General features: G+C 68.5%; 22 protein-coding genes. 14 read left to right on the top strand and 8 right to left on the bottom strand.

What is annotated here, in order from left to right:
- Together mycP and AWC18_RS22035 are read right to left on the bottom strand one after the other, a co-directional pair.
- The coding region (mycP, locus tag AWC18_RS14105; RefSeq protein ID WP_272937695.1) for a type VII secretion-associated serine protease mycosin at positions 1 to 1140 on the bottom strand (1140 nt) is incomplete at its 3' end.
- Positions 1137 to 2300 (bottom strand): EsaB/YukD family protein, encoded by a 1164-nt coding sequence (locus tag AWC18_RS22035; RefSeq protein WP_234806530.1) that lies wholly within the window; start codon positions 2298 to 2300, stop codon positions 1137 to 1139. The genes AWC18_RS22035 and mycP, both read right to left, overlap by 4 nt.
- A gap of 114 nt (positions 2301 to 2414) precedes the next feature.
- Between AWC18_RS22035 and eccCb the strand changes: the two genes are divergently transcribed.
- The 9 genes from eccCb (at position 2415) to AWC18_RS14055 (ending at position 12296) form a co-directional block, all read left to right on the top strand.
- On the top strand, positions 2415 to 5981 hold the full coding sequence (eccCb, locus tag AWC18_RS14095; RefSeq protein ID WP_085139145.1) for a type VII secretion protein EccCb: 3567 nt from the start codon (positions 2415 to 2417) through the stop codon (positions 5979 to 5981).
- Positions 5978 to 7144: a type VII secretion-associated protein gene (locus tag AWC18_RS14090; protein WP_085139144.1), complete on the top strand. Its 1167-nt coding sequence runs from the start codon at positions 5978 to 5980 to the stop codon at positions 7142 to 7144. The genes eccCb and AWC18_RS14090 overlap by 4 nt, the downstream gene beginning before the upstream one ends.
- Before the next feature lie 175 nt (positions 7145 to 7319).
- Positions 7320 to 7637: a WXG100 family type VII secretion target gene (locus AWC18_RS14085; protein WP_085139143.1), complete on the top strand. Its 318-nt coding sequence runs from the start codon at positions 7320 to 7322 to the stop codon at positions 7635 to 7637.
- A 12-nt stretch (positions 7638 to 7649) separates the two neighbouring features.
- A complete protein-coding gene (locus AWC18_RS14080; protein WP_085139142.1) occupies positions 7650 to 7946 on the top strand; it encodes a WXG100 family type VII secretion target in 297 nt (98 codons plus the stop codon).
- 272 nt (positions 7947 to 8218) lie between these two features.
- The gene (rplM, locus tag AWC18_RS14075) at positions 8219 to 8662 is read left to right on the top strand and encodes a 50S ribosomal protein L13 (protein WP_064996378.1); all 444 of its coding nucleotides are present in this window, start codon (positions 8219 to 8221) and stop codon (positions 8660 to 8662) included.
- Entirely contained in the window at positions 8659 to 9153 is a 495-nt protein-coding gene (gene rpsI, locus AWC18_RS14070) for a 30S ribosomal protein S9 (RefSeq protein WP_109560091.1), read from the top strand. Before rplM ends, rpsI begins: the two co-directional genes overlap by 4 nt.
- Before the next feature lie 145 nt (positions 9154 to 9298).
- The gene (gene glmM / locus AWC18_RS14065; RefSeq protein WP_085139141.1) at positions 9299 to 10630 is read left to right on the top strand and encodes a phosphoglucosamine mutase; all 1332 of its coding nucleotides are present in this window, start codon (positions 9299 to 9301) and stop codon (positions 10628 to 10630) included.
- 48 nt (positions 10631 to 10678) lie between these two features.
- Positions 10679 to 10981, top strand: coding sequence for a type VII secretion target (locus AWC18_RS14060; protein WP_085139140.1), 303 nt, complete (start codon positions 10679 to 10681; stop codon positions 10979 to 10981).
- A 1-nt stretch (position 10982) separates the two neighbouring features.
- The gene (locus tag AWC18_RS14055; RefSeq protein WP_085139139.1) at positions 10983 to 12296 is read left to right on the top strand and encodes a hypothetical protein; all 1314 of its coding nucleotides are present in this window, start codon (positions 10983 to 10985) and stop codon (positions 12294 to 12296) included.
- Between the two features lie 65 nt (positions 12297 to 12361).
- On the opposite strand, the gene AWC18_RS14050 is transcribed toward AWC18_RS14055, so the two are convergent.
- The 3 genes from AWC18_RS14050 to AWC18_RS14040 form a co-directional block, all read right to left on the bottom strand.
- Positions 12362 to 13405: an LLM class F420-dependent oxidoreductase gene (locus tag AWC18_RS14050; RefSeq protein WP_085139138.1), complete on the bottom strand. Its 1044-nt coding sequence runs from the start codon at positions 13403 to 13405 to the stop codon at positions 12362 to 12364.
- An 814-nt stretch (positions 13406 to 14219) separates the two neighbouring features.
- A complete protein-coding gene (locus AWC18_RS14045) occupies positions 14220 to 15059 on the bottom strand; it encodes a dienelactone hydrolase family protein (protein WP_085139137.1) in 840 nt (279 codons plus the stop codon).
- 39 nt (positions 15060 to 15098) lie between these two features.
- Complete coding sequence (locus AWC18_RS14040) at positions 15099 to 16931, bottom strand: fatty acyl-AMP ligase (RefSeq protein ID WP_085139136.1); 1833 nt, start codon at positions 16929 to 16931, stop codon at positions 15099 to 15101.
- Positions 16932 to 17211: 280 nt separating this feature from the next.
- Between AWC18_RS14040 and gjpA the strand changes: the two genes are divergently transcribed.
- The 4 genes from gjpA to AWC18_RS14020 all read left to right on the top strand — a co-directional run bounded on the left by gjpA (position 17212) and on the right by AWC18_RS14020 (position 21874).
- Positions 17212 to 18300, top strand: coding sequence for an outer membrane porin GjpA (gene gjpA / locus AWC18_RS14035; RefSeq protein WP_064997755.1), 1089 nt, complete (start codon positions 17212 to 17214; stop codon positions 18298 to 18300).
- Between the two features lie 113 nt (positions 18301 to 18413).
- A complete protein-coding gene (glmS, locus tag AWC18_RS14030; protein WP_085139135.1) occupies positions 18414 to 20282 on the top strand; it encodes a glutamine--fructose-6-phosphate transaminase (isomerizing) in 1869 nt (622 codons plus the stop codon).
- Between the two features lie 12 nt (positions 20283 to 20294).
- Complete coding sequence (locus AWC18_RS14025; protein WP_234806529.1) at positions 20295 to 20852, top strand: hypothetical protein; 558 nt, start codon at positions 20295 to 20297, stop codon at positions 20850 to 20852.
- A gap of 215 nt (positions 20853 to 21067) precedes the next feature.
- Complete coding sequence (locus AWC18_RS14020; protein WP_085139149.1) at positions 21068 to 21874, top strand: DUF4436 domain-containing protein; 807 nt, start codon at positions 21068 to 21070, stop codon at positions 21872 to 21874.
- A gap of 53 nt (positions 21875 to 21927) precedes the next feature.
- Here the strand turns inward: AWC18_RS14020 and AWC18_RS14015 are convergent, their stop codons facing one another.
- From AWC18_RS14015 to AWC18_RS14005, 3 genes are all read right to left on the bottom strand, one after another.
- Positions 21928 to 22284: a hypothetical protein gene (locus AWC18_RS14015; protein WP_085139133.1), complete on the bottom strand. Its 357-nt coding sequence runs from the start codon at positions 22282 to 22284 to the stop codon at positions 21928 to 21930.
- A gap of 98 nt (positions 22285 to 22382) precedes the next feature.
- Positions 22383 to 24308: a flavin-containing monooxygenase gene (locus tag AWC18_RS14010; protein WP_085139132.1), complete on the bottom strand. Its 1926-nt coding sequence runs from the start codon at positions 24306 to 24308 to the stop codon at positions 22383 to 22385.
- A 111-nt stretch (positions 24309 to 24419) separates the two neighbouring features.
- A complete protein-coding gene (locus tag AWC18_RS14005; protein ID WP_085139131.1) occupies positions 24420 to 25331 on the bottom strand; it encodes a sensor domain-containing protein in 912 nt (303 codons plus the stop codon).
- Between the two features lie 112 nt (positions 25332 to 25443).
- Between AWC18_RS14005 and AWC18_RS14000 the strand changes: the two genes are divergently transcribed.
- Positions 25444 to 26088, top strand: a complete 645-nt coding sequence (locus AWC18_RS14000) for a rhomboid-like protein (protein WP_064997749.1) — start codon at positions 25444 to 25446, stop codon at positions 26086 to 26088.
- The last annotated feature ends 14 nt before the right edge of the window (positions 26089 to 26102 follow it).

Genomic DNA, 26102 nt, shown 5'->3' with positions numbered 1-26102 from the left:
GACCGGGGGCGGGGCAGTCCGTTCGCGGGAGGTGGCGACCTCAAAGGTGAGCGCCGCCAACGGGTCCACCACACCGGCGCCGACGACATCATCACGGCCACCCGGTGGATGGTGGGCGGTGGCCGTGATCCGGTCCATCACCTGCCGCGGGGTCCACTGCGGGAATCGGGCGCGAATCAGCGCCGCCACACCGCTGACCACCGGCGCGGCGAAACTGGTGCCGCGCAGCGCCGAGCCGTCGAGCGAATCGGCCATCCCGTCGCCGACGGTGCTCAACGAGAACACCGCCTCACCGGGAGCGGCCACATCGACCCACGGTCCGGGCAGGGTGAATGCCGAGGCGACGCCGCGGCCATCCACCGAGCCGACGGTCAACACGTAATCGTCGTACCAGGCTGGAGTGACGATGGTGGATCCGTCTGTGCCGCAACCCTCGTCGGTGTTGCCCGCCGCCGCGACGACGACGCTGTTCTTGACCTCGACCGCATAGGCCAGGGCAGCGCCCAGGGCCCGGTCGTCGAGTCCGGAACGTGCCGGCCGGCAGGCCACCGCGGAGATGTTGATGACCGACGCGCCCAGGTCGGCCGCGGTACGCACCGCTTTGGCCAAAACCTCGACATCGCCGATTCCGGCAGCATCACCCAGTGCGGCGAACCTGGCACTGGATGCGCGGATACCGATCACGGTGGCTGCCGGCGCTACGCCGCTGAACCGGTCGGCCGCGGGATCCGGTGCGGCCGCGATGATTCCGGCGACCAAGGTGCCGTGCCCGTCGCAGTCCCGGGTGCCGTCGCCACTGGAGACGTAGTCGCCGCCGCCGATCAGACCCGGCAGCCGCCGGTGCGGTGCAACACCGGTGTCGATCACCGCAATCCGTTGGCCGTCGCCGCGGGTCAGCGCCCAGGCCGCGGCCAGGTCCAGCCCGTCGAGCTGGGTGCCGAGCCCACCCGAGGACAACGATCCGACCGCGCACACCGCACGCTGCACCGTGGGGCGTACCGGCGCGGGCGGCGCCTGGGCGGGCAGCAGCGTGCGGTCGATCGGCGGCGGCGCGACCGCGTTGGCCGGCGGTGCACCGGTGGCCGCCGCAAGCGTGGCGGCCGCCACCAGCCGGACAATCCGGGTGCGCGACACGATCAGCCCAGGCTCAGCCCGCGGGCAAGGCTGTAGAACCCGCACACCCAGCACGCCAGCGGCGCCAGCGATCCGAGCGCCAAACTCTCCACGATCTCGGCGCTGCGCCGGATCAGCGGGGACGCCGTCGGCGCCGTGAAACCCAGGGCCAGCGCCGCCGCGACCAGCGCCACGGCCAGCACAGCAGGCCAGCGTGCGGTCGTGTTGCCCGCCGCACCCAGCAGGCCGATCGCCACCGTGGCCGTGCCGCCGGCGACCAGCGCAGCGATCTGCAGGCCATCGGTGTGTGAGCGCGACCGCAGCACCACCGCGGTGCCGGCGGTCGCTGCGAACACCGCGCACACCATGGCGGGCGCCCCGGCGCCCGGCGCTGCGGTGATCGTCGCGCCGGCACCGACGGCCACCAGGGCCGCAGCCGCCGCCACCCATCCCGTCAACAGGTCATGTGCCTCGCCCACCTGCGACGGCACGGGGTCCGCCCGGCGGAACAGCCCGCTGACCGCGCCCGCCAGTCGACCGGCGCCACGGGTCATGGCGACTCCGGCGACAACCGCCACAGCCCCTACCCGAGACAGTGCGATTCCGGTTGCCGCGACGGCCATTCCCACGACCGCCCCCAGTACCGCCAACCCGGCCAGGAAGCACAGCGTGGTGCGCAGCGTCGCGCCGCAACCGGTTGGCGGGACTGCCATCAGGGCCACCGTCCCCGCCGCCGCGGCCGCCAACAGCGCGCTGGGGGCCCCGGGTCCGCCGGGAATCGCAACGAACCCGGCCACTGCCGCCAACCCGGATGCTGTCAGCGCGGCCGCGAGCCGCCGCGCCACCGGGCTCCAGGGGCGCTGGGTGGACCGCACCGCCGTGGCCACCAGTTCGGCCGGATCATCGAACACCACCTTCGGATCCGGGCATTCGGCATGGGTCAACACCAGGGTGCAGCCATCGCGGATGCCTTGCTGAGACAGGCTTTTCGTTGCGTCCAATGCAGCTCTACCCGGCTCGGACAGGTAATAGGGGCGCGGCGGGCCAGAGGCGGACTGATGCGGCATCAGGTCCAGGACGGCCGCGAGCAGGGTCGCCACCGGCACCCGGGACGGCAGCGCCAGATCCACGTGCGCGGTGTCGGCGTGTACCGCAACCCGGCACAGCCCGGAATCCGGAATCGACACGGCGAATTCCCCTTTCAGCTTCGTCGCTCGCACGCTATCGAGCTTTCAGGCGAGAGGTTTTCGCTCATCCACAGCTGACTTGCCGGCCGAATCGGCGCTGCCTACGGTGTGCCGATGACCGGCCCCGCACCGATCGCGATGCCACCCCCGGGCGATATTGCTGTCGCAGCGCCGCCGCCGGTTCCGGACTCCGAGGCGCGGGTGAGTGTGACCCGGTTGCTGCCGGCCGTCATGGCGGTCGCGATGCTCGCCGCGACCACGGTGGCCTTCCGCTCCGGCTCCTCAGGAACTCGCAGCCCGCTGTTCGCACTGTTCCCACTGATGATGCTCGCCTCGGCGGTGGCAGCCGTGCTTGCCGGGCGAAACCACGTCCGTGGCAACCACATCGATGACGACCGCGACAACTATCTGGCCTATCTGGCCGCGTTGCGGGAGTCCGTGTCCGACAGCGCAACGACCCAGCGCGCAGCCACACAGTGGTGTCACCCGGAGCCCGGCGCCCTGTGGATGTTGGTCGGTGGCCCCCGCATGTGGGAGCGCCGACCCGGTGACCCCGAGTTCGGTTCGGTGCGGGTGGGGATCGGGCCGGTCGCGCCCGTGCGCCGACTGGTGGCACCGTCGCGAGATCCGATGCGGTGCAGCGATCCGGTCACCGATGCTGCGCTGCGCCGCTTCCTGGACACCCACGCTGTGGTGCCCGATGTCCCTGTCGCGCGGATGGTGCTGGGACCGTCGCCACTGCTGCTGGTCGGCGATGCCGCAGCGGCGCGCGGTCTGGCGCGCGCGCTGATCTGTCAGCTCGCCGTGCTGCACGGCCCCGATGCCCTGCTGATCGCAGCCGTGGCCGGCCGGCACGCGGGCGACTGGGAGTGGTTGAAATGGCTGCCGCACCATCAGCATCCCTCAGCCGCCGACGCCGGCGGGCCGCTGCGACTGACCTACCCTGACTTCGCCGCCGCCGAGACGAGCCTGACCGGGCAGAGGGCCGTGGTGATCAGTGACGACGCGACCGGCGTGCGGGTGGCGCAGCTGGGTGCGGCGGGTGAGGAGCGCCGCCTGCGGGTGACCGCCACGGCGTTGCGTGACGGCGAAGACCACCTCGGCCGGCCGGACTTTCTGTCCCTTGCTGACGCGGTGGTGTGCGCGCGGCGACTGGCCGCACACACACCGGTCGCAGGCGGGGTGCGTTCATGGGCGGACCTGTTGGAGATCGGAATTGACGGCTTCGACCCGCCGGCCGAGTGGGCGAAGACATCCACGCAGCGGCTGTGCGTGCCGATCGGCACCGATGGCCGGGGAGACCCGGTGCGGTTGGACATCAACGAGGCCGCCGAGCGGGGCAGCGGGCCGCACGGACTGTGTGTCGGCGCCACCGGCTCGGGCAAGTCGGAATTCCTGCGCACCCTGGTGCTGGGCATGACGGCGCGGCATTCGCCGGAGGACCTGAATCTGGCGCTGGTCGACTTCAAGGGCGGCGCAACCTTTCTCGGCTTCGAGCAGGTCCGCCATGTCTGTGCGGTCATCACCAACCTCGGCGAGGAGGCCCCGCTGGTGGAACGGATGCGTGATGCCCTGGCCGGTGAGATGCAACGGCGCCAGCAGGTGCTGCGCGTCGCCGGGGCGGCCAGCATCGCCGCATACCGGCAGCGCCGCGCCGCGCAACCGCACCTGCCGCCGCTGCCCGCACTGGTGGTGATCGTCGACGAGTTCTCCGAACTTCTTCACCAGCACCCCGATCTCTTGGACACCTTCGTCGCCATCGGCCGGCTGGGCCGATCACTGGGACTGCATCTGCTGCTGGCCAGCCAGCGGCTCGAGGAGGGAAGGTTGCGAGGCCTGGAATCGCACCTGTCTTACCGGGTGTGTCTCAAGACGATGTCGGCAGCAGAGTCCCGGATCGTGCTGGGGACCACCGACGCTCACGAACTGCCCAACGTTCCCGGAGTGGGGTACTTGCGGACCGCCGACGGCACGGTGCGCAGATTCCAGACAGCATATGTCTCCGGGCCGTGCCCTGCCGCCCGGCCGGAGGCCGTCGCAGTACTGCCGTTCACCGCCACGGCACAGGGAACGGTTCGGGACGCGGCTGATCCGGGCGGGCGCACCGTGCTGGAAGCGATGCTGCAGCGACTGTCCGGACACGGCCCCGCGGCGCGACGGATTTGGCTGGCGCCACTCGACGACTCCCCAACACTGGCATCGCTGCTCGACTCCGACCACGCCGACCTGACGGTTCCGATCGGAGTCGTGGATCGTCCCTTCGAACAACGACGCACCACCCTGTCGGTCCGGCTGGACGGCGCCGGCGGAAACGTCGCCGTGGTGGGCGCCCCCCGATCCGGCAAGTCGACCGCGCTGCACACCCTGATCGCCGCGCTGTGCGCCACCCACGATCCGGCCCGGGTGGCGTTCTACTGCTTGGACTTCGGGGGTGGGGAACTCGCAGCGATCCGAACCCTGCCGCATGTCGGAGCGGTCGCCGGGGCCGGGCAGCCGGATCTGGTCCGGCGGTTGATCGCCGAGATGGAGGCCATCGTGGCGCGGCGCGAAGCTCAACGAGCCGGCAATGTCGCGGACGAACAGGTCCCGGACATCTTCCTGGTGATCGACGGATGGGCCGCCCTGTGCCGCGAATTCGAGGTGGAATCCCGGATCGTCGCGCTGGCCGCCCGTGGCCTGTCCTTTGGTGTCCATGTGATGGTGGCGGCGGCGCGGTGGGCCGAGGTGCGGCCCGCGCTACGCGACCTGATCGGCACCCGTATCGAGCTGAGGCTGGGCGATCCGGTCGAATCCGAACTGGACCGCCGCCAGGCCCAGCGGGTGCCGCAGGACCGTCCGGGACGCGGCCTGACCCACGACGGCATGCACATGCTGCTGGCCCGCCCGCACGGCTGGGAACCGAAGCGCCACCCCGAGGGTGCCGTCGCAACACCGATCAAGCCATTGCCGACGGTCGTGAACCGGACCGAATTGGCCGCCGACCCCACCGGCCTGCCGGTGTTGGGCATCGACGAACGCGGGCTTGAAGTTGTTGCCCTCGACTTCGGGCGGCAGTCGCACCTGCTGGTTCTGGGCGACAGCGAATGCGGCAAGACCTCAGTGCTGCGCACGCTGTGCCGGGAGCTGGTACGGGCCCACCCCGCCGCACAGGTCCAGCTGCTGGTGGTCGACTACCGGCGCGGCCTGCTCGACGTCGTACCGCCCGGGCACCTGGCCGGTTACGCGATGTCGCGGCCCGCGCTGACGACGCTGTTGCCCGAGCTGATCGACCAATTGACCAGGCGGATGCCCGGTGCAGATCTGGGCCCGCAACAGCTGCGCGCCGGGTCGTGGTGGTTCGGGCCGCAGCTGTACGTGGTGGTCGATGACCACGACCTGGTGGCCGGGGCCACGGGCAATCCGCTGACGCCACTGCTCGAATTTCTGCCGCACGCCGGGGACCTCGGGCTGCACCTGATCGTGGCCTGCCGTAGCGGGCGGGCGGCCCGGTCGATGTACGAGCCGTTGCTGACCGCGCTGACCGATCTGGACGCCATGACGCTGACCATGAGCTGCCCGGCCGGCAGTGCCGCGGAGACCGCATGGGGCGCGGTTCGCCCAACGCCCCTGCCGCCGGGGCGCGGCACCCTGGTCACCCGGTCCGGAGGCGAGCGGCTGGTCCAGGTGGCCTGGGAACCATGAGGCCGCATCGGGCGGTGATCGAGACCGGTCCCGCAACCATCCGCCGACGATGTTGCGGTGGTGGCGAATCCGTCGCTGCCGCTGCGGCCCTCGAATGGATCGATGACCCGGTCGGACTGGTCGACGGCCAACCCGCCGCGATGCCGGAGCTGCTGCGCGACGTACTGGCCTGCGACCTGCCCGCCGAGTCCATCGAGTTGATCCATCCGTCGTGGTGGCCGGAACGACGAGTGCTGCTGCTGACCGCGGCGGCGCGGGAGCTGACCGGTGAGGTCATCGTCCACTCGCGAGCAACGGTGCTGGCGGACACCTGCCACGCCGCGGTCGTCGTGGAGATCGCCGCCGCCCTGGTGGCGGTCAGCCGCCGCGGCGGCGCCGATGTCGTCGCTGAGCCGCGTATCGGTGCTCCCGGCGAGGTCGCCGACGCCGTGGCGCGCCGGATACGTGCTGCGGTACGGGGTCATCCCGGGGCGGTCGTGATCGACGCAGCGGCCGGGATCGGCGGGGCCGGGGCGCTCTCGACGCTGATCGAGCAGCGGCTGCGCCCCGAAATCCGGGTGGCCGTGCTCGATCAGCTGCCGCCGATTCGACGCACCGTCGCCCCGCCCGTCGCCCGGCCGGCACCCACCGGTCGCCGCAGGCGCTTTGGCCTGGCCGTTGCGATCGGCGGAGTGGTGGCCACCGCCCTCTTTGCGCGTCCCGACGCGCCGCCAGAGCCCGAGACCGCCGCGACCTATCTGGTGGCGGGCCGCGTCGCGGTACAGGTTCCTCAGGGGTGGGCAACCCGACGGGTGAGCGACGGGCCGGGGTCGGCCCGGGTGGAGGTGTTCTCGCCCAGCGACCCGCCGCTGGTGCTGCACATCACGCAGGCCCCGGCCGTCGGCGACACCCTGAGCGCCGTCGCGGAGCCGTTGCAGCGAGCACTGCAACGCGCTGAGGTGGCGACGCCCGGCGTGTTCACCGGTTTCGATCCGGCCGGCACCAGCGCGGGTCGGCCCGCCGTGACCTATCGGGAGGTTCGCGACGGCCATCACGTCGACTGGGCCGTCCTCGTCGACCACGCAGTGCGGATCGGCATCGGCTGCCAGGGCGCAGCGGGTGACGAGGAGACGCTGCGCGCGGTGTGCGAGCAGGCGGTGCGTTCCGCCCACGCCGTCGGCTAACTGCCTTCCCCCCGTCCCCCCGTTCCCCCCCCGCGAGCGTGCGTGTCTGTCCACGACAAGCCGCGCAGAATCGTGAATCCGCGCACGCTCGCGGTCGGGCGAGACATCGAGTGGAACCGGACACGGTTCGGCGCCGTCGAACCTCGTATCAGCCGATGACCGATATGGGGGAGATGTGAGCACACCCAGCACACTCAGCGCCGACTTCGACGTGATGCTTGCCGTCGCGGCGGCCACCGACGCCCGTAATGAGGAGATCCGGGGGATGCTGCAGGCGTTCGTCGGCCGGATGCGCGACGTGCCGCCGTCGGTGTGGTCGGGCCTGGCCGCCGCCCGCTTCCAGGACGTCGTGGACCGCTGGAACGCCGAGTCGTTGAAGCTGCACCACGCGCTGGCACGTATCGCCGAGACCATCCGCCACAACGAGCGGGCGCTGCGCGAGGTCGCCCAGGCCCACTCGCATCACATCGCCGCCGCCGGCGACGGAATCTGAGCGGGGCCGGAGATGGACGCCGCACTGTCGTACAACTTCGACGAGATCGAATATGCCGTCCGTCAGGAGATCCACTCCACGGCCGCCCGGCTCAACGGGGTCCTGGAGGAGTTGCGGTCGCAGATCGCACCCCTGCAGCAGGTCTGGACCCGGGAGGCGGCCGGCGCCTACCAGGCTGAACAGCTGCGATGGCAGCACGCGGTCAGCGCACTGAACCAAATCCTGTTCGACCTGGGCGGCGCCGTGCGTGACGGCGCCGCCGACGTTGCGGATGCCGATCGGCGCGCTGCGGGAGCTTGGGGGAGGTAGGAGAGGCCGCCCCCGAACACGGTGTGGCCCCGGCGGTGGACAGTCGGCGGGGCCACACCGGCCCCCATGCCGGTGATCGCCGTTTTGACCTGCCCCGATCACCGCCGGTAGGCTGCACCGTTGGCGTGCGGTGCCTCTTGGCACAGCGGGTTCTCGGGTCAATGTCGGTCGCCGAGAATCTCCCCGTGTCCACGCCTGACCGGCACCCGGCTCGCACCGGGATCCGCCAGAACCGGGTAACCCCGGCTCGAGTAAAAGAAGAGGTAAGCGCTGTGCCCACCTATGCGCCGAAGGCGGGTGACACCACACGTTCGTGGTATGTCATCGACGCCACCGACGTGGTGCTCGGCCGGCTCGCCGTTGCGGCAGCAACCCTGCTGCGCGGCAAGCACAAGCCGACGTTCGCGCCGAACGTTGACGGCGGTGACTTCGTCATCATCATCAACGCCGACAAGGTCGCCATCAGCGGCGACAAACTGCAGAAGAAGATGGCTTACCGCCACTCGGGCTACCCGGGCGGGCTGCGCAAGCGCAGCATCGGTGAGCTGATGGAGACCCGTCCCGACCGTGTCGTGGAGAAGGCGATCCTCGGGATGATCCCACACACCAAGCTGGGGCGTCAGATTCAGCGCAAGCTGCACGTCTACGCCGGGCCGGTGCACCCGCACGCCGCCCAGCAGCCGATCCCGTTCGAAATCAAGCAGGTGGCGCAATGACCGAGACGGCAATTGAAGGTACCGAGGCCGCCGAGGCCGCCGTGGTTGACGAGACCGTAGAGGTGCACGCTGAGGCGGCGCCGGTTTACGAGCCGCACGACCTGGGCCGTCCCATCCAGACCGTCGGCCGCCGCAAGGAGGCCGTGGTGCGTGTGCGCCTGGTGCCCGGCACCGGCAAGTTCAACCTGGACGGACGCACCCTGGAGGACTACTTCCCGAACAAGGTGCACCAGCAGCTGATCAAGGCTCCGCTGGTCACGGTGGACCGGGTGGACCACTTCGACGTCTACGCCCACCTCGACGGTGGCGGCCCCTCCGGGCAGGCCGGTGCGCTGCGACTGGCCCTGGCCCGCGCGCTGATCCTGGTCCAGCCCGAAGACCGTCCGGCGCTGAAGAAGGCCGGCTTCCTGACTCGTGACCCTCGGGCCACCGAGCGCAAGAAGTACGGTCTCAAGAAGGCCCGCAAGGCTCCGCAGTACAGCAAGCGCTGATCTGCGATTGCACTCTGGCAGCGAGTTGGGGGCGCCTTCCGCACGCGGAAGGTGCCCCCGGCTTGCTTTTGAGGGTGCGTGTTTCCGGTCCGCCACCGGCGTGTCGGGCCGGGCGAACGCGCGCTCGCGGCGATAAAGGATAGTTATGGGTCGACTTTTCGGCACCGACGGCGTCCGCGGGGTCGCCAACCGCGAGCTCACCGCCGAGCTGGCACTCGCGCTGGGCGGCGCAGCGGCGCAGCGCCTGGCCACCGGCACCGGCCGCCGGGTGGCAGTGGTCGGCCGTGACCCGCGGGCCAGTGGCGAGATGCTGGAGGCCGCGGTCATCGCCGGGCTCACCAGCCAGGGCATCGACGCGCTGCGCACCGGTGTGCTGCCGACTCCGGCCGTGGCATACCTGACCAGCGCTTATGAGGCTGATTTCGGTGTGATGATCTCGGCCTCGCACAACCCGATGCCCGACAACGGCATCAAATTCTTCGGCCCCGGCGGACACAAACTCGACGACGCCACCGAGGACCAGATCGAAGACCTGGTGGCCGCCGGACCGGGCTTGCGCCCCATCGGCGCCGAGCTGGGCCGGGTGGTGGACGCCAAGGATGCGCTGGACTGCTACCTGCGGCACCTGGGCGAATCCAATCGCACACGGCTGGATGGTCTGACCGTGGTGGTGGACTGCGCGCACGGCGCCGCATCGGAGGCGGCGCCGCGGGCCTACCGGGCCGCCGGCGCCACCGTGATCACGATCAACGCCGAACCCGATGGACTCAACATCAACGAGGGTTGCGGCTCCACGCACCTGGAACCGTTGCGCGACGCGGTGCTCGCCCACGGCGCCGATCTGGGCCTGGCGCACGACGGGGACGCCGACCGCTGCCTGGCCGTCGACGCCGCCGGCAACGTGATCGACGGTGACGCCATCATGGTGGTGCTGGCGCTGGCCATGCGCGAGGCCGGAGAACTTGTTGACGACACCCTGGTGGCAACCGTGATGAGCAATCTCGGGCTGCACCTGGCCATGCGCGAGGCCGGGGTCACGGTGCACACAACCGACGTCGGCGACCGCTATGTCCTGGAGCAGTTGCGGGCCGGCGGGTTCACTCTCGGTGGCGAACAGTCCGGCCATATCGTGTTGCCCCAGGTGGCCACCACCGGTGACGGCATCATCACCGGCCTGCGTCTGATGGCGCGAATGGCTCAGACTCGCGCCTCGCTGGCCGGCCTGGCGTCGGCTATGCGGACGCTGCCGCAGGTGCTGATCAATGTCGAGGTCACGGACAAGGCCGAGGCGGTGGGCCGCCCCGCTGTGCGGGATGCGGTGCGGCGTGCCACCGAAGAGCTCGGTGATACCGGGCGGATCCTGTTGCGTCCGTCGGGCACCGAGCAGCTGGTCCGGGTGATGGTGGAAGCGTCCGACGAGCAGACGGCCCGCCGGATCGCCGGCGACGTCGCCGACGCGGTACGCACCCGGCGCTGAGCCCAGCGAAACCGGGAACCCGTTCAGCGCTGTCGGCGTCATACCCGTATGGGACGACAACAGCTCTACCTCGACGCCTCGGCGCTGCGATCGGTGGCGGACCACTATGACGCCGCCGCGGCGGCCATCGATTCGGCGTCCCGTATCCGGTTGGGGGAGTTGACCTTCCACGGTGGCACAGCCGGACGTGACCATATCGGGGCGGGGGAGGCGCTGCGTCGTGGTTTGCAGGCATGGCTGCCCGAGTTGACGCGCTGGTCGCGGGCCAACACCGAGATCGCTGCAGCACTGCGAGTCGGCCTGGCTCGTTACAGTCAGGCCGAGGCCGCTGCCGGCGAGCGGCTGGGCTGACGTGGCCCAGCGATACGACGTGCCCGGACGGCTGGCCGAGGGGCGCGAGGCGGTCACCCGCGCACAGACTTACGTGTCGGCCTGTCATCGGCGGGGATACCGGCATCCGGAACTCACCGGCTACGACGGTCAGCTCACCGACCACTACGACGGTGAAGCCGGCCTCGACCTGCGCTCGCTCGACGCCGACTGTGCCGCGCTCACCGCGCTGGCCGCAGTCGCTGATGAGGTACTGCGCACGCAACGGCAGCAACTGATCGAGTTGAACCATGCCTGGCACGGATCGGGTGCTGATGTCGCAGCGGAATTCCTGCTCCGGCACCGCGATGCCGCGGCGCAGCTGACCGCCGGGCTGCGCGCCGCTGCGACGGCCTGTGGCGTGCTGCGCGATGAGCTGTGGCGGCTGGTGGACGACAAGGTTGCCGCGGTGAAGGCCGTCGATGAGCGGGTGGACGCCCACCGGCATTCCTGGCTGGCGGCCGCGCACGCGGTGACCTCCGGTGCCGCCGATGAGGGTGCCGCCGAAGTGGTGGACAAGCAGGTGATGCCTTATGTGGACAACGACGTCGGCGGCGAGTGGGTGGCGGCTGTCCGCAAGGCGCGCGACGGCATTGATGCGGCCTACCGCGCCGCGGTCGCGGCGGCCGAGCCCGGGGTGGGTGTGGTGTTCGCGATTCCGGGGGACCTCGGCCCGGTGGGTCAATCGGACGGGGCGGGGCTCGGTGTGCCGTTTCCCGTTGCGCAGATGGCGGGTTCCGGTGCTGTTCCGCCGGCTCAGCCGGTCGCCGTGGCGCCGGTCCCCCCGACGCGCACCGGCGGCGACCCGGCGCCCGCCGCAGCGCTCGATGATCTGCCGGGTGACCTGGACCGGCCCGGTGCCCTCGGTCTGCCCAGTGACCTGGGGCTGCCGTCGGGGGGCCTGCCCGGCAGCGCGGGCGGCGGGTTGGGCGGACTCACGGGCTTGGGCGGGCTGATACCTCGGCTTGTCGATGCACTGGGCAATCCCGGCGACGGGCAACCGTTCGACGAGCCGTTTGACGACGACGCTGATCCCACGGACACCGACGACGCTGATCCCACGGACACCGAAGACCCCGACGATTCCGAGCCGGCCGAAGCCGACACGGAGCCGGATTCCGAGGACCCGACGACGGACGTGCCGGTCGACGATGCTGAGCCGGAGCCCGCAGCCGAATCGACCGCACCCGACAACGGCGACAGCGAGGCCGACGAGGCTGCTGAGCCGACCGAGGTCATCGCGCCCAAGACTCCGTGCGAGATCGCGGCCGAGGAATTGCCGCAGGTGGGGGAGTGATGCGCACTGTTACGGGCCCGCTGCTCGGTTCCCGAGAACCCCGGTGCCTTGCGGCTGGTGGCAGGTCAGGATGGCACCAGGGCGCGCAGCTCCTCGACGTAGCGCAGGACTTCGCTCGGGTCGGTTGCCAACGGTGCGACCAGCAGAGTCGTCACGCCGGCCTCGGCGTAGGCCGCCAGCCGCTGGGCCACCAGACCGCGCGGCCCGACCAGTGAGATGTTGCGCACCAGCTCGTCGGGCACGGCGTCGATCGCCTCCGCCTTGCGACCGGACAGGTACAGCTCCTGAATGCGGTTGGCGACATCGCCGAAGCCGTATCGGGTGGCCAGGTCGTGGTAGAAATTTCGGCCCTTGGCCCCCATTCCGCCGATGTACAGCGCCAGCTGCGGTTTCACCCACGCCAGCCGGTCCTCGACGTCATCGCCGATGGCCAGTGTCGTCCCCACGATGACATCCAGCGGCCCCAGTGCCGGATCGCGTTTGGCCGCACCGGCTTTCAGGGACTCGCCCCACACGTCATCGGCCCGTTCTGGATAGAAGAAAACCGGCTGCCAACCGTCGGCGATCTCGGCGGTCAGTTCGACGTTCTTGGGGCCCAACGCGGCGATCGAGATCGGAATGCGTTCGCGTACCGGATGATTGATGAGCTGCAGGGACTTGCCCAGCCCGGTGCCGCGCTCGGCGGGCAGCGGCAGTTGATAGTGCTTTCCGTCGTAGCGCAGGCGCTCACGCCGCCACACCTTCCGGCAGATCTCCACGACTTCGCGGGTACGGCCCAGCGGTGCGTCGAACGGCACGCCATGGAAGCCCTCCACCACCTGGGGCCCCGAAGTGCCCAGACCCAGGGCGAAGCGGCCGTCGGAGACGTAGTCCAAACCGGCGGCCGTCATCGCCAGCAGGGCGGGCGTGCGGGTGTAGATCGGCAGGACCCCGGTGAGCAGCTCGACTCGCGAGGTCTTCGCCGCCAGGTATCCCAGTTGGCTGATCGCGTCGAACGAGTACGCCTCAGCGACGGCGACTACCTCGATCCCGACACGCTCCAGCTCAACAACCCGTTCCGCCGCTTCCTTGAACCCGCCCGCATAGGACAGCTGTATACCGATTCGCACCCTCCACTCATACCAGGCATCGGGCCAAAGGCCATCCGTATCAGGAACAGGACTCCCGTTCACTCTCAGGGAACAATTATGCCGTGCCGCGATATAAGTAGAGGTGAACGACTCTGACCTGCAAAAATGATTGAAAATTATCGCAGGAAGATATTTTCATCTTAAAGTTACTCACGGTTAGGGCCAGGCGCGCGCGGCAGCGCAGTAACGCGAGTCCAAGAGGTCACCAATAGTGTCGGGTTCCATCGACGTACAGGGGCCCAGGTCAGGGCTGCACTGGCGCCGCGGGCGCCGGGGGGTGCCTCCGTCAACGTCGGCGAGGGGCATGGCCGCCGGAGGTGCGGCAGGCCCGGGCGGTGCCGCCACCGGTACCGGCACCCCCGGTCAGGGCGCAGTCCGGGCACGCCGGCAACCACCGGCGCGGCCGTCGGCCCGGCGCATAGCCGAGTTGTAAGAGCGCGAGCCTCGGCGACCCGGCGGGGTATTGGCTTGTCGAGAGTTGGCTACCGAGATCTGCAAGAAGTCCACCGAAGAGGCGCTTGGGGCGCTCATGATGGCAACAGATCCACATGAGAATCCGGATGCCAAAAGCTCACAAGTTAACTGTCAACTGGATTTGAGGTATTTGCGCCGCTCTCGCCGGAATTCGAGCATTTTCCGTTGTTCCCAATAATTTCATATCCGTGCAGGTAAGTGCACTTATATGAACGGAATTGCCAAACGGGGGTCGAGCGGTCCACGGTGCGACTGCGCGCCGGGGGATAGTTCACGATGGCAGCGGCGGGACTGGATGCAGCGGACGCCGCAGGGTGAGCTACTTGAAGAGCGCGGCGACCTTCTCCTCCGGGCTCACCGGCTCCGGCAGGGCGTCGAGCGCCTTGGTCTTAGGCAGGTGGACCTGGGGGTCTGCGAAGTCCCGGAAGGTCTTGTCGCCTACCAGCTGGGCCAGCAGAAATCCGGTCAGCAGGGCCCGTACCCGCCGCTGGGAGTGCCGGTCCGAGGTCGGTAGGCCGAAGAACCGGGTCAGCCGGCGGCCCTGCGGCAGCCCGGCCGGTGACACCTTGTCGACAACCCGCAGGGTGGACGTCTGCCAGGCATGCGCCAGCGCGGTCGCGTTGGAACGCAGGTCCTTCGGGTCGCCCGGACTGCTGAACACCACGCCCGGCACATCCAGCGTCAACGCCGCCTGCTCCGCGGGTGGCGTGGTGGCGCTCGGGAAGATCGCCGCCACGGCCTTGGGTGTCACCGACAAGGTGGTCGCGGCGAACACCGCGGCCGACCCACCGAACCCGTGGCCGGCCACTGCGAGCCGATTGCGGTCGACACTGATCCGGCCCGGCCCCAACCGGACCTCGGTGGCGATCTCCAGGGCCCGGCCCAGGTCGGCGGCCAGGTCCAGCACCGACGGCGCCAACCCCCGCCCGGTGTCAGGAGCCGCCGCCACGATGCCCCATGAGGCCAGGTGCTCCAGCAGTCCGGCGTAGTGCTCCGCGCCGGTCAGCCAGTCGTGGCCGAAGGCCACCGCGGGAAGCCGGTATCCGGAAGCCGGGGTGTACACCACCCCGGCCAGGCCGGCATAGGCCAGATCCCCACGCAGGACACGATGCGGTCCGGGTCGGGTCAACGAGGCGTAAAGACGCTTGATGCTGGCCATCTGATGACCGTAACGCACGTCGGCGCGCGTGTTGATCCCTCAGCCCTGCCGTGCCTTCCAGTACTGCAGTGCCACCGCCCGCTGCGCCGCCGCAGCGGTCTGGGCCGCCGCCAGGGGCTCAGCCGGACCGCCGGTGGAGTCCTGCGCCGCGCGCCACTGCGCCACCGCGGTGAACCCCCCGTCGAGGAACTGCTGCCGGGCGGCGAGTCGCTGGATCTTGCCGCTGGAGGTGGTCGGGATCGAGCCCGGTTTCACCAGGACCACGGCGTGGGCCCCGATTCCATGGTGGCGGTCGATGGCGGCGTTGATGGCCTCCGGTACGCCGGCCAACGCTGCGGCGTCACCGGCGGCTCCGGTCTCCTGTACGACCACGAGCTGCTCGCCGGCCCCTGGTTTGGGCGTCACCGAGAAGGCCGCCCCGCGACCGGACAACAGCGCTGCATGGCTGCCCTGGACCGTCTTCTCGATGTCGTTGGGGTAGTAGTTGTTGCCTCGGAGAATGATCAGGTCCTTGCAACGCCCGGTGATGAACACCTCGCCTGCTCGCATAAAGCCCAGGTCGCCGGTGCGCAGGTAGGGCCCCTCGCCGGTGTCGGCCAGGTAGGCGCCGAACGTCTGCTCGGTGTCCTCCGGCTTGCCGCGGTAGCCGTGGGCGACGCATGGACCGGAGACCCAGATCTCGCCGACCTGCTCGGAGTCGCGGCGCCGGCGAGTCTCTGGATCGACGATCACGATTTGCTGACCGCCGCGGGGCTTGCCGCACCCGACCAACTCCACCAAGCCCGGATCATCGTCGGCGGCGTCGGCGATCTCGACGACCCGATCCTCACCCAGCGCATTGCGGTCGATACGTCGGATCACCGGCGCGGCGGAGTCCGATCCGCCCGAGACCAGCAGGGTGGCTTCGGCCAAGCCGTACACCGGAAGGAACGCCTCCGGCCGGAATCCGGCGGGAGCGAATGCTTCGGCGAAGGCGCGCAGGGTGCTGGCCTGGACCGGTTCGGCCCCGTTCATCGCCGTTGACCAGTGCGACAGGTCCAGCGCCGCGCGTTCCTCGGCGGTGCTGCGTTCGACGCAGAGCTGGTAGGCGAAATTCGGGGCGGTGGTTCCGGTGGCGCGGTACTTCGACATGGCCTCCAGCCACCGCATCGGGCGGGTGATGAACGCGGCCGGCGACATCAACACCGTGGTGCAGCCGACGTAGATCATCTCCAAGATGCCGCCGATCAGGCCCATGTCGTGGTGTTGCGGCAGCCAGTACACGGTGATCGCATGGCCGTCGCCGCCCCACGCCTCACCGATCGCGGCCAGGTTCGCCAGCAGGTTGGCGTGCGTCAGGACCACACCTTTGGGTGCTCGGGTGGACCCTGAGGTGTATTGCAGCGTGGCGACGGTGTCACCGTCGATGTCCGGTGGTTCCCATTGGTCTGGGTCGGCGCCGGGGTCTTCCGGGGCCAGCCACTGCAGCGGGCGTCTGGTCAGACCGTCTACCTGCGACCTGATTCGGTCCTGCGTCGTGGCGTCCGCCAAGGCGAGACGGGCTCGCGCATCGGGGGCAATCAGCGCCAGCCGGCCGATCCGGTCCTGTACGGGCACGGCCACCGCACCGGCGTACAGGCAGCCGAAGTAGGCGGCCACACTGTCCAGGCCGGGTCGGCAGACGACAAGCACCCGACGTCCCGCCGCTCCCTGTTGTTGGAGGCCCGCTGCGATCGCCCGCGCGCGGCGGTCAAGTTCGGCATAGGTCAGCCGGCCCTGTTCCTCTGCGCCGTCTGGGTCGAACACGAACGCGACCTTGTCGGGGGAGCGGTCGGCCTGTCGACCCAGTAGGTCCACCAGCGTGCGTGGGGTGGCTGCATCGTCGTGGGGCATGTCGTCACCTAGACCGTCGTGTTCTGGCCGGCCCCGCCGTGGGTGTGCGCGGGAGTCCCAAACATAACCGCTGCAGTCCGCCTCCGAGCCGGGTTGGCCGCAATGCCCGGGGCAGTCCGAGAATGTGCGAGTCGGAGATATCCGCATCGTGCCGCGGCTCCCGCAAGAAAATAGATAATTCGAGATTCAAACCTTGTGTCACAGGTTTTTATTAGATATGGTTTTCCTCACATTGAGTTGTCTCCATGGTCGCGTCATCTGATGTTGAGGAGCTACACAAATGAATTCCACACTTCGTCCCTTTGTCACCGCCGGCGTTGCGCTGGTAGGGGCCGGCATGATCACGGTTACGCCGGTGGCCACGCCGATGCTCGAGGCTCATGCGATGCACGATGTCGCTCTGACCGCCGATCTGGACTTCACAGGCGCTTGGTCCGACGCGATCGCCACCGCGCAGGCCAACCTCGCGGACTTGCAGACCGCGGCGCAGGACGCCAACAGTGCCTTGGATGAGGTACTGAGTGACCCTGAGAACCTCAACATGGACTTGGAGCAGTTGGGTGCTGCGCTGACCTTCCTCGCCGGGGACCAGAAGACGTTCATCGACCCGTTGACCGCATGGACGCTCAACGGTGCCGGACCCGACGGCGATGCCACCGTCGACGCCACCCACGCTCTGCTGTTCCCGATCCTGACCAATCAGGCCGGCGAACTTGCTCCTGACCTCTTCCCGACGATCCCGGAACCGATTCCGGAGATCGTCAACTTCCTGGCATCACCACTGTCCGGGGTCCTGATCGGAGCTCTGGGGCCGTCGGTGGCGCCGCTGGTGGCGTTGGCCAACAGTGTCGAAGCCATCGGCGCCAATCTCGGCGGTGAGGATCCGGACGCCATGGCGGTGCTGCAGGAGCTGATCAACATCCCGGCCAACATGTTCAACGGCTGGCTCAACGGCGCCACCCTCAATCTGGACTTCTTGATCCCCGTGGTCAGCGAGGCCGGCCTGCTCCCGGAGGGTGCCGACATCACATCGCTGAGCTTCGCCTTCGGCGGACTCCTGACTCCCGGCGTTGTCGGCGCCGATCCGACCGACTTCGGAACCTTCGGCGATGCCATTCCGGGGGGCGGCTCGATCCTCAACTCGCTGGGCCTGACCCTGAGTATCACCGATCCGCTCGAACTGGAGCTGCCCTTCCTCGCTCACGGGGTCGGGCTGGCCGGCGCGCTGATCGGTTTGGAGCAGGTGCTGGCGGAGGTGCTCAGCGGCGTCTTGGACTTCGATGGGCCTCCTGTCGAGGTTCCGGATCTCGGGGCGGCTACCGACTTCGACCTGTCCTGGGTGGCCGACCTGTTCAGCGGTGCCTGGTAGCACTCGGCGGGGGATGATCGCCCCGGGGAGTGAGAGTCTCGGCGCATAGCCCGGATGCCACTGACCTGCGCGGTTGTCTGGGGCGGGCCGCCGGTGCACTACCCTGAACAGCTATGTGTGGAATCGTCGGCTACGTCGGGCAGCGCCCTGCTTGCGACGTGGTCGTCGAGGCCCTTCGCCGCATGGAATACCGCGGTTATGACTCCGCGGGCGTTGCCGTGGTCGACGGGATCGGGCAGCTGACTGTCCGGCGGCGGGCCGGCCGGCTGGCCAATCTGGAAGCCGAACTGGCCGCGACCGATCCCGCACTGCTGGTCGGGGGTACCGGGTTGGGGCACACCCGGTGGGCCACCCACGGCCGTCCCACCGATCTCAACGCCCACCCGCACTGCGACGCGTCCGGCAAGTTCGCCGTGGTGCACAACGGCATCATCGAGAACTTCGCGGTGCTGCGCGATGAGTTGGAACGCGGCGGGGTGGAGTTCTCCAGCGAGACCGACAGCGAGGTGACCGTCCACCTGCTGGCGCGGGAGTACCAGTCCGGCGACACCGCCGGGGACTTCGTGGCCTCGGCGCTGGCGGTGCTGCGCCGGCTGGAAGGCCACTTCACTGTGGTGTTCGCCCACGCCGATGAGCCGGGCACGATCGTGGCGGCGCGTCGATCCACTCCGCTGGTGGTCGGTATCGGCGACGGCGAGATGTTCCTGGGCTCGGATGTGGCGGCATTCATCCCGTACACCCGCGAAGCCGTCGAGCTGGGCCAAGACCAGGCGGTGGTCATCACCGCCGACGGTTACCGCATCACCGACTTCGCGGGCAATGACGACGCTGTCCACGCCCGGCGCTTCCATATCGACTGGGACCTGTCTGCCGCCGAGAAGGGCGGCTACGAGTACTTCATGCTCAAGGAGATCGCCGAGCAGCCCACTGCAGTGGCCGAAACTCTGTTGGGGCACTTCGAAGACGGTCGGATCGTGCTCGACGAGCAGCGCTTGAGCGATCAGGAACTGCGCGAGATCGACAAGGTGTTCGTGGTGGCGTGCGGCACCGCCTACCACTCCGGCCTGTTGGCCAAGTACGCGATCGAGCACTGGACGCGGCTGCCGGTGGAAGTCGAGCTGGCCAGTGAATTCCGCTACCGCGACCCGGTTTTGGACCGAAGCACCCTGGTGGTGGCGATCAGCCAGTCCGGCGAAACCGCCGACACCCTGGAGGCCGTTCGGCACGCCAAGGAACAGAAGGCCAAGGTGCTCGCGGTCTGCAACACCAACGGATCGCAGATTCCGCGGGAGTGCGACGCAGTGCTCTACACCCGGGCCGGGCCGGAGATCGGTGTCGCGTCTACGAAGACCTTCCTGGCGCAGATCACCGCGAATTACCTGGTCGGCCTGGCGCTGGCGCAGGCTCGTGGCACCAAGTACCCCGACGAGGTCGAGCGCGAGTACCGGCAACTGGAGGCGATGCCCGAGTTGGTGTCGCATGTGTTGGAAGGCATCGACTCGGTCGCCGAGTTGGCGCGTCAGTTCGCGTCGTCGAGTGCGGTGCTCTTCCTCGGGCGCCACGTCGGCTACCCGGTGGCCTTGGAAGGTGCGCTCAAGCTCAAGGAGCTGGCCTACATGCACGCCGAAGGCTTTGCCGCCGGCGAACTCAAGCACGGCCCGATTGCGCTGATCGAGGACGACCTTCCGGTGATCGTCGTGATGCCGTCGCCCAAGAACGCGGCGATGTTGCACTCCAAGCTGCTGTCCAACATTCGCGAGATCCAGGCCCGCGGTGCCGTCACCATCGTGATCGCCGAGGAGGGCGACGAGACGGTACGCCCCTACGCCGATCACCTGATCGAAATCCCTGCGGTGTCAACGCTGTACCAGCCGTTGTTGTCGACCATCCCGCTGCAGGTGTTCGCTGCCGGGGTGGCGCAGGCTCGCGGCTACGACGTGGACAAGCCGCGTAATCTGGCTAAGTCAGTCACCGTCGAGTAGCGGGAGCTTTCAGTGCGAGGATTGTTGGCGATGGCGTGCGCCACCATGGCGGTGCTTACTCAGGTCCCCAATGCCGCTGCGGCAAACGAGGTTCCCGACCTCGGCCCACTCTTCGACGACAGCGGGCCGTTGCCCGGCACGGTTGCCGACCTCACCGGAATCCCGGATCTGGCGTTCACCACCCCGTCAGGTCTGGCCTGCCGTAAGAGCCGCGGGAAGGTGACGCACAGTGTGGCCTGCGCCGGAAACCTCGTCGGCGTCCCGGCGGGGACCCGTCTGGTGAGTCTGGGAACTGTCTCTGCGGACGGCAGCGGCCCGGCCCAGTTCTTGCCGACGGCGCCCACCGGGCTGCTCGGCGACCCCGCGAAGGTTCCGTCGATCATGTTGTTTCCCGGCCACAAGATCGTGTTCTGGGATTTCTCGCCCACCGAGTCACTGGTGTGCGGCGCGCCGCTGGGCACCGATGTCGCGTGTGTGCTAAAGGCTGCGCGTGAGAGCGGCGCCGAGGGCGGCGGCTCGCCGGTGACGCACGGGTTCGTGATCTCGGCACCGCACAGCGAGGTCTTCTGACGCGCCGCAGATTGCGGGACAGCACCGGATGTGGTTGCCTCAGACCCATTTATGTGTCGCTCGTCGGCGGAAAACTCGGCGGCAGTCGCGGTGACGATGAGACGATGCAGCCGTTGTGGTCGATCGCCGGGCTGACTGAGTGAGGGAGAACCGTCTTGGCCAACGTGGATCCTGCCGTTCACTTCAACCGGCCCAGGCTATTTCTGATCATCGGTATGACGATCTTCTTCGTCGCGTCCTACTTCGTCACCGTCAAGCTGTATGAGCGGGCGGGGTGTGGATGCCCGCGCCACCTGACCGAAGCTGTGGAGTCGTCGGATGGAACGGCCGTCACCATCGACATCGAAGATCTCCAGACGGTGAAGGGGACCCTGACCGGCAAGGTCACCCTCACCCCGGGACCGGGGCTGCTCGACCCGGTCACTCACGGCCTCACCCAGGACGTGAGCGTCGCGGTGCACTCCGCGGTCACCCCGACCAAGCGCAGCTGGACGAAGGGGATGGTGCCCGGCGAGTTTCCGGTGCCGTTGACCATCTCCGGCAATTCGGCGAAGTGGCCGTTCGATCACTACAAGACCGGGCCGATCACCGTCGACGTCCTGCGCGGGGATGCCGCACTGCCGGAACGGATGTCGGTGACGTTCATCGACCACATCGCCGGCTGGAAGAATGAGATCGCCGCCGACCGCGACACCGGCCCCTACCGGGTGTCATTGCACCGGTCGCCGAGCACCGTGGCGTTCGGGGCCGTGATCGTCGTCGTCTTGATCGCGTTGGCTGTGGTGGCGGTGGTGGTCGCGAACCTGACGTTTTTGGGCTGGCGCAAATTCCAGCCGCCGATGACGACGTGGTACGCCGCCATGCTGTTCGCGGTGGTGCCGTTGCGAAACGCGCTGCCGGATGCCCCGCCGATCGGCTCGTGGATCGACGTCACCGTCACGCTCTGGGTGATTGTGGCGCTGGTGATGTCGATGATGGTGTTCATCTACTGCTGGTGGCGCGACACCGAACCGAGCCCGTAAGACCGGGCTGACACCCTTGGGCGGCAGCGCAATCAGGCCACCGCCCCAGCGGCTCAGCCGCCGACCTCGGCGATATAGCCGGCAATGCCCGCAACACACGCCGCGGCGGTCAGCACCAAGGTCGCTACGGCGAACGGCCAGGCCGGGTTACGTTGCACCAGCCGAACAATGGTCACGACCGTTCCGGTCACGCCGACTGCTGCGGCAATTGCGAACCCGATCATGATCACCGTGACGCCGGCATCGAGGTTGCAGGTCGCAGGCGGGCAGTAGTCGGTGAAGGCCATCATGAACAGTCCCAGAACCGCCGCCACACCGCTGCCGATGACCGTCAGGACCAGGACGGACAGGGACGCCGCGAGATCTCCTCGCGAGATCGGCGGTTTCGGTTCAGGGAAGCTCTGCGACATTCTCAGGGATGCTACCGATGCCGGTGCCCTGCTGTGACGAGGTTTCGCGAGCTCTGGACGAAGGTTCGGCCGATCCGGTGACGGCGACTCCGCTCAACTCAGCGCCACCGTGCGATGACGAACTGCGACCAATCCGGTTCACGCACCGCCGACCAGTACTCGTCGAGCCGCCACGGGCTCACCGTGTGGATCTCGCCGTCGTCGTTCTTGAAGTAGGAGTACTTGACGGCCGGATGCGCCCACACCGTCTGGGCGATCGCGGCCTGGGTGGCCTGATGCCACTCGGTGGCGGCCTGCACGGTCGGCTCGATCGAGTGCAGTCGTTCGGCGGCGAGCTTGGCCAGGCAGGCGTCGATGTAACGCATCTCCAACTCGGAGTTGAAGATCAGGCTGCCGCCGTGCGCCAGATGTGCGCCGGGCCCGTAGAGCATGAAGAAGTTGGGGAAGCCGGGCACCGTGATACCCAGGTACGCGTACGGCCTGCTGCCCCACAGCTCGTGCAGATCGGCGCCGTCGCGGCCGGTGATACGCATCGGCCACAACACGTCGGTGTGCCGAAAGCCGGTGGCGTAGACGATCACATCCACGTCGTGGTGGACACCGTCTGAGGTCTGAACACCCCGCGGGGTGATCGCGCGAATCGGGGTGCGTATCAGTTCGACGTCGTCACGGCGCAGGGTCCCCAGCCAGGTGCCGTTGTCCTGCAGGGTGCGCTTGCCGGTCGCCGGATAGTCCGGCAGAACCTTGGCCAGCAGCTCGTCGTCGTCGCCCACCTGGTCGGTGATCCAGCCGGTGAACATCTGCCGGGCCAGGGCGTTGAGCTCGCTGACCGCATAGTCCTGATCGGGGTAGTCCGGGTCTACCCGGGCGGCCTCGAGGCCCTTGTCGGCGCCCGGCCACAGCAGCAGGAAGCGGTACCAGCGGCCGTAGAACGGCAGGTGCCGCAACGCCCATCGCACCCCGTCTTCGACGGCGTCGTGATACATCGGGTTGGGGAACATCCACTGTGCGGTGCGCTGAAACACCGTGAGGTGCTCCACCGTGTCGGCTATCGCGGGTGCTATCTGAAATCCGCTGGCGCCGGCCCCGATCAGCGCCACACGCTTACCGGCCAGGTCGACACTGTGGTCCCACGCCGCGGAGTGAAACGCCGGCCCGGCGAAACTGTCCGCCCCGTGCAGGTCGGGCAGATGCGGTCGATTGAGCTGACCGACTGCGGTGATCAGCGCGCGCGACACCAGGGTGGACACCGAACCGTCGGCGCTTCGGGTGGTGACCGTCCAGGTTCCGGTGTCCTCGTTCCACGCGGCGTCGGTGACCTCCGTGCCCCACCGAATATGCTCGCTCAGGCCGTGTTTGGTGACCAGGTCGGTGAAGTATGCCCGCAACTCGGGCTGTTCGGCGAAGTAGTGTCCCCAGTCGTTGTTGGGTTCGAAGCTGTAGCAGTAGAAGTGGTTCGCGACGTCCACCCGGGCGCCCGGATAGTCGTTCTCCCACCAGGTTCCGCCCGGCCCCTCGTTCTTCTCGATGATTGTGAAGGGAATGCCGGCCTGCGACAGCCGGATTCCGGCCAGCACGCCCGATTCGCCGCAGCCGATCACCACCACCGACAGCTCCGCCGCGTGCTCCACCGGCGCAGGGCTGCGCGGGTCCACGCCGTCGAGGTCGAGTTCTTCGGCGAGCAGCCCCAGGTAGGCATCCGGGACGGTCTCGCAGGCCGCCCAGTCCATCATCTCCTTGATCAGCTCGGCGGGTAGGGGAGCGGGTTGCGGGCAGCCGCGGTCGCGGTAGTCGACAATCACCGGCAGCGCTTCGGCGCGAGCGCGGGCCTTGTCCTCCTCGGACATGAACCCCTGAATCTCGTTGAGGAAGAGCCCGTTCTGCTTGAAGTCCCGGATGAATCGGGGGTCGCCGGTGATATGCACGCAGGACAGCAACAGGGTGGGAACAGACACCTGCTCCAGGGCGGCGGCGATGTCAGACGCAGTGGTGGTGAACGGTTCTCCGGCGTAGCGGTTGCGCAACGGCTCGACCTCTCCCCGTATCGCTACTGTGCGACGCGAAATTGAGTCGGACGATACGCGAGGCGCGGTGCCCGATCAAGGAATCGATGACGGGGATCCGGCGGGATCGACTCACCCGGCCGCGTCGACCTTCGAGGTGATGCCGTTGAGAATGTCTTGCGCCGCGTTGGCCGGCATGCTGTTCCCACAGACATCGGCCTGGGCGATCACGTTGTTACGGATGGTCAGAGCGTCCTGACATGACCAACCGCCGCCACCCTCACTGATCGCCGTCGTCTTGACGAGCTCATCGGACTCGGTGACCTCGGTGGTGGTCCAGAAAACGCGCGGCTCGTTGTCGCCGTTGGTCACGGTCATGTTCATGGTGCGGCCCGCGCACCTTTTCCACCTGTCGCTCTGCTTCGCGTAGAACGCCTGCGCGTGCTCCGCGCGCGGAAACATCACCACCGATACCAACAGGCCGTGCTTGAGTTCGGGGGTGTCGATGTCGGGCGGGCTGTACCAGCGCTGCCAGCGGATCGAGGTCCAACCCGAACCGGCGTAGACGGGTCCCGAGGCGACCGAACTGATGCCCTGGCAATCCGTGTCCACCACGGTGACCTCGTCCATCGCCTCACCGCTCATCACAAGACCGAGTTCGGGATCGGCCACCGCCCCGGCGAGGGCTTCTTGGCGAGGCAGCAGCCCTTCGAGCTTGGAGACCGGCACGGGTGGCTTCTCGGGGGATGGCGAGGCAGTTGTCGAGGTCGCCGTCTTCGCGGCGGGCTTGGCGGTGTCGTGGTGACCACGCCCGGACAGCGTCACAGTCAGCACAATGCCGATCACCGCAACCACGGCGACCGTGGCCAACAGGGCCCACATCTTCCGGTTGGGCCCCGATGATCCCGGCGGGGGGCCACCGAGCCCAGGCGGCAGCGGCGGGGGGAACTGCCCGCCCGGTATCGGGCCGAGCGGCTGGTTCATCGGCGCGTAGGGGGGCCGCTGCTGGTACGGATTCGGTATCGGACCGTGCGGTTCGCTCATGAATGCCCCCACATCCCGTCGAGGCCGATCGCAGGCGGATGGCCCGATTTTCACAGAGGTTATCAGCGGACGGTCTGTCCGTGCCTGCGATGAGCGTGCGACGCTGTACGCCGTGGTGGACGTCAGAACGCGGCTGGCCGCGGTGTGGCACTTCGTGCACACCGCGCCGCTGACCTACCTGTGGCTGGCGGTGCTGGGACTCACCACCGTCATCCAGCACCTGGTCGGCCAGCGCCTGTACAGCATGCTCGTCGAGCAATCCACCAACCTGCACCATCTGGCCACCGACCCGCTGGAGGTGCTGGTCTCCAGCCTGCTGTGGATCGACGGCAAGGACTTCTCGCCGTACCTGGTGCTGTTCACCCTGTTCCTGGCGCCGGCCGAACACTGGCTGGGGCACCTGCGTTGGCTGATGGTCGGATTGATCTCCCACGTCGGCGCCACCTATGTCAGCGAGGGAGCGCTCTACGCGCTGATCCACCTGCACCGGGAATCCGAGCGGTTGACCTACGCCCGCGACATCGGCGTCAGCTACTTCCTGGTGGGAGTGATGGCGGTGCTCACCTACCGCATCCGTCGGCCGTGGCGCTGGGTCTACCTGGCCGGTCTGATCCTCATCTTCACCGTGCCCCTGCTCCTCGATCCCGACTTCACCGCGATCGGCCACGCCGCCGCGTTGGTCATCGGGTTGTGCTGCTACCCGCTGACTTTGAGCCATCCGCCACGACATCACCCGAACGTCGTCGGCGGCCACTAGCCTGACAGTCGCGA

Source organism: Mycolicibacter nonchromogenicus (assembly GCF_002101775.1).
GTDB lineage: Bacteria > Actinomycetota > Actinomycetes > Mycobacteriales > Mycobacteriaceae > Mycobacterium > Mycobacterium nonchromogenicum.
Note: the sequence above shows the minus strand (reverse complement) of the source record. Positions and strands in the feature narration are given on the sequence as shown.

Coding starts and splice junctions, on each gene's coding strand:
- eccCb (WP_085139145.1), top strand. CDS start 2,415: ATGACCGGCCCCGCACCGATCGCGATGCCACCCCCGGGCGATATTGCT.
- AWC18_RS14090 (WP_085139144.1), top strand. CDS start 5,978: ATGAGGCCGCATCGGGCGGTGATCGAGACCGGTCCCGCAACCATCCGC.
- AWC18_RS14080 (WP_085139142.1), top strand. CDS start 7,650: ATGGACGCCGCACTGTCGTACAACTTCGACGAGATCGAATATGCCGTC.
- rpsI (WP_109560091.1), top strand. CDS start 8,659: ATGACCGAGACGGCAATTGAAGGTACCGAGGCCGCCGAGGCCGCCGTG.
- glmM (WP_085139141.1), top strand. CDS start 9,299: ATGGGTCGACTTTTCGGCACCGACGGCGTCCGCGGGGTCGCCAACCGC.
- AWC18_RS14060 (WP_085139140.1), top strand. CDS start 10,679: ATGGGACGACAACAGCTCTACCTCGACGCCTCGGCGCTGCGATCGGTG.
- AWC18_RS14045 (WP_085139137.1), bottom strand. CDS start 15,059: ATGGCCAGCATCAAGCGTCTTTACGCCTCGTTGACCCGACCCGGACCG.
- AWC18_RS14040 (WP_085139136.1), bottom strand. CDS start 16,931: ATGCCCCACGACGATGCAGCCACCCCACGCACGCTGGTGGACCTACTG.
- gjpA (WP_064997755.1), top strand. CDS start 17,212: ATGAATTCCACACTTCGTCCCTTTGTCACCGCCGGCGTTGCGCTGGTA.
- glmS (WP_085139135.1), top strand. CDS start 18,414: ATGTGTGGAATCGTCGGCTACGTCGGGCAGCGCCCTGCTTGCGACGTG.
- AWC18_RS14020 (WP_085139149.1), top strand. CDS start 21,068: ATGACGATCTTCTTCGTCGCGTCCTACTTCGTCACCGTCAAGCTGTAT.
- AWC18_RS14015 (WP_085139133.1), bottom strand. CDS start 22,284: ATGTCGCAGAGCTTCCCTGAACCGAAACCGCCGATCTCGCGAGGAGAT.
- AWC18_RS14005 (WP_085139131.1), bottom strand. CDS start 25,331: ATGAGCGAACCGCACGGTCCGATACCGAATCCGTACCAGCAGCGGCCC.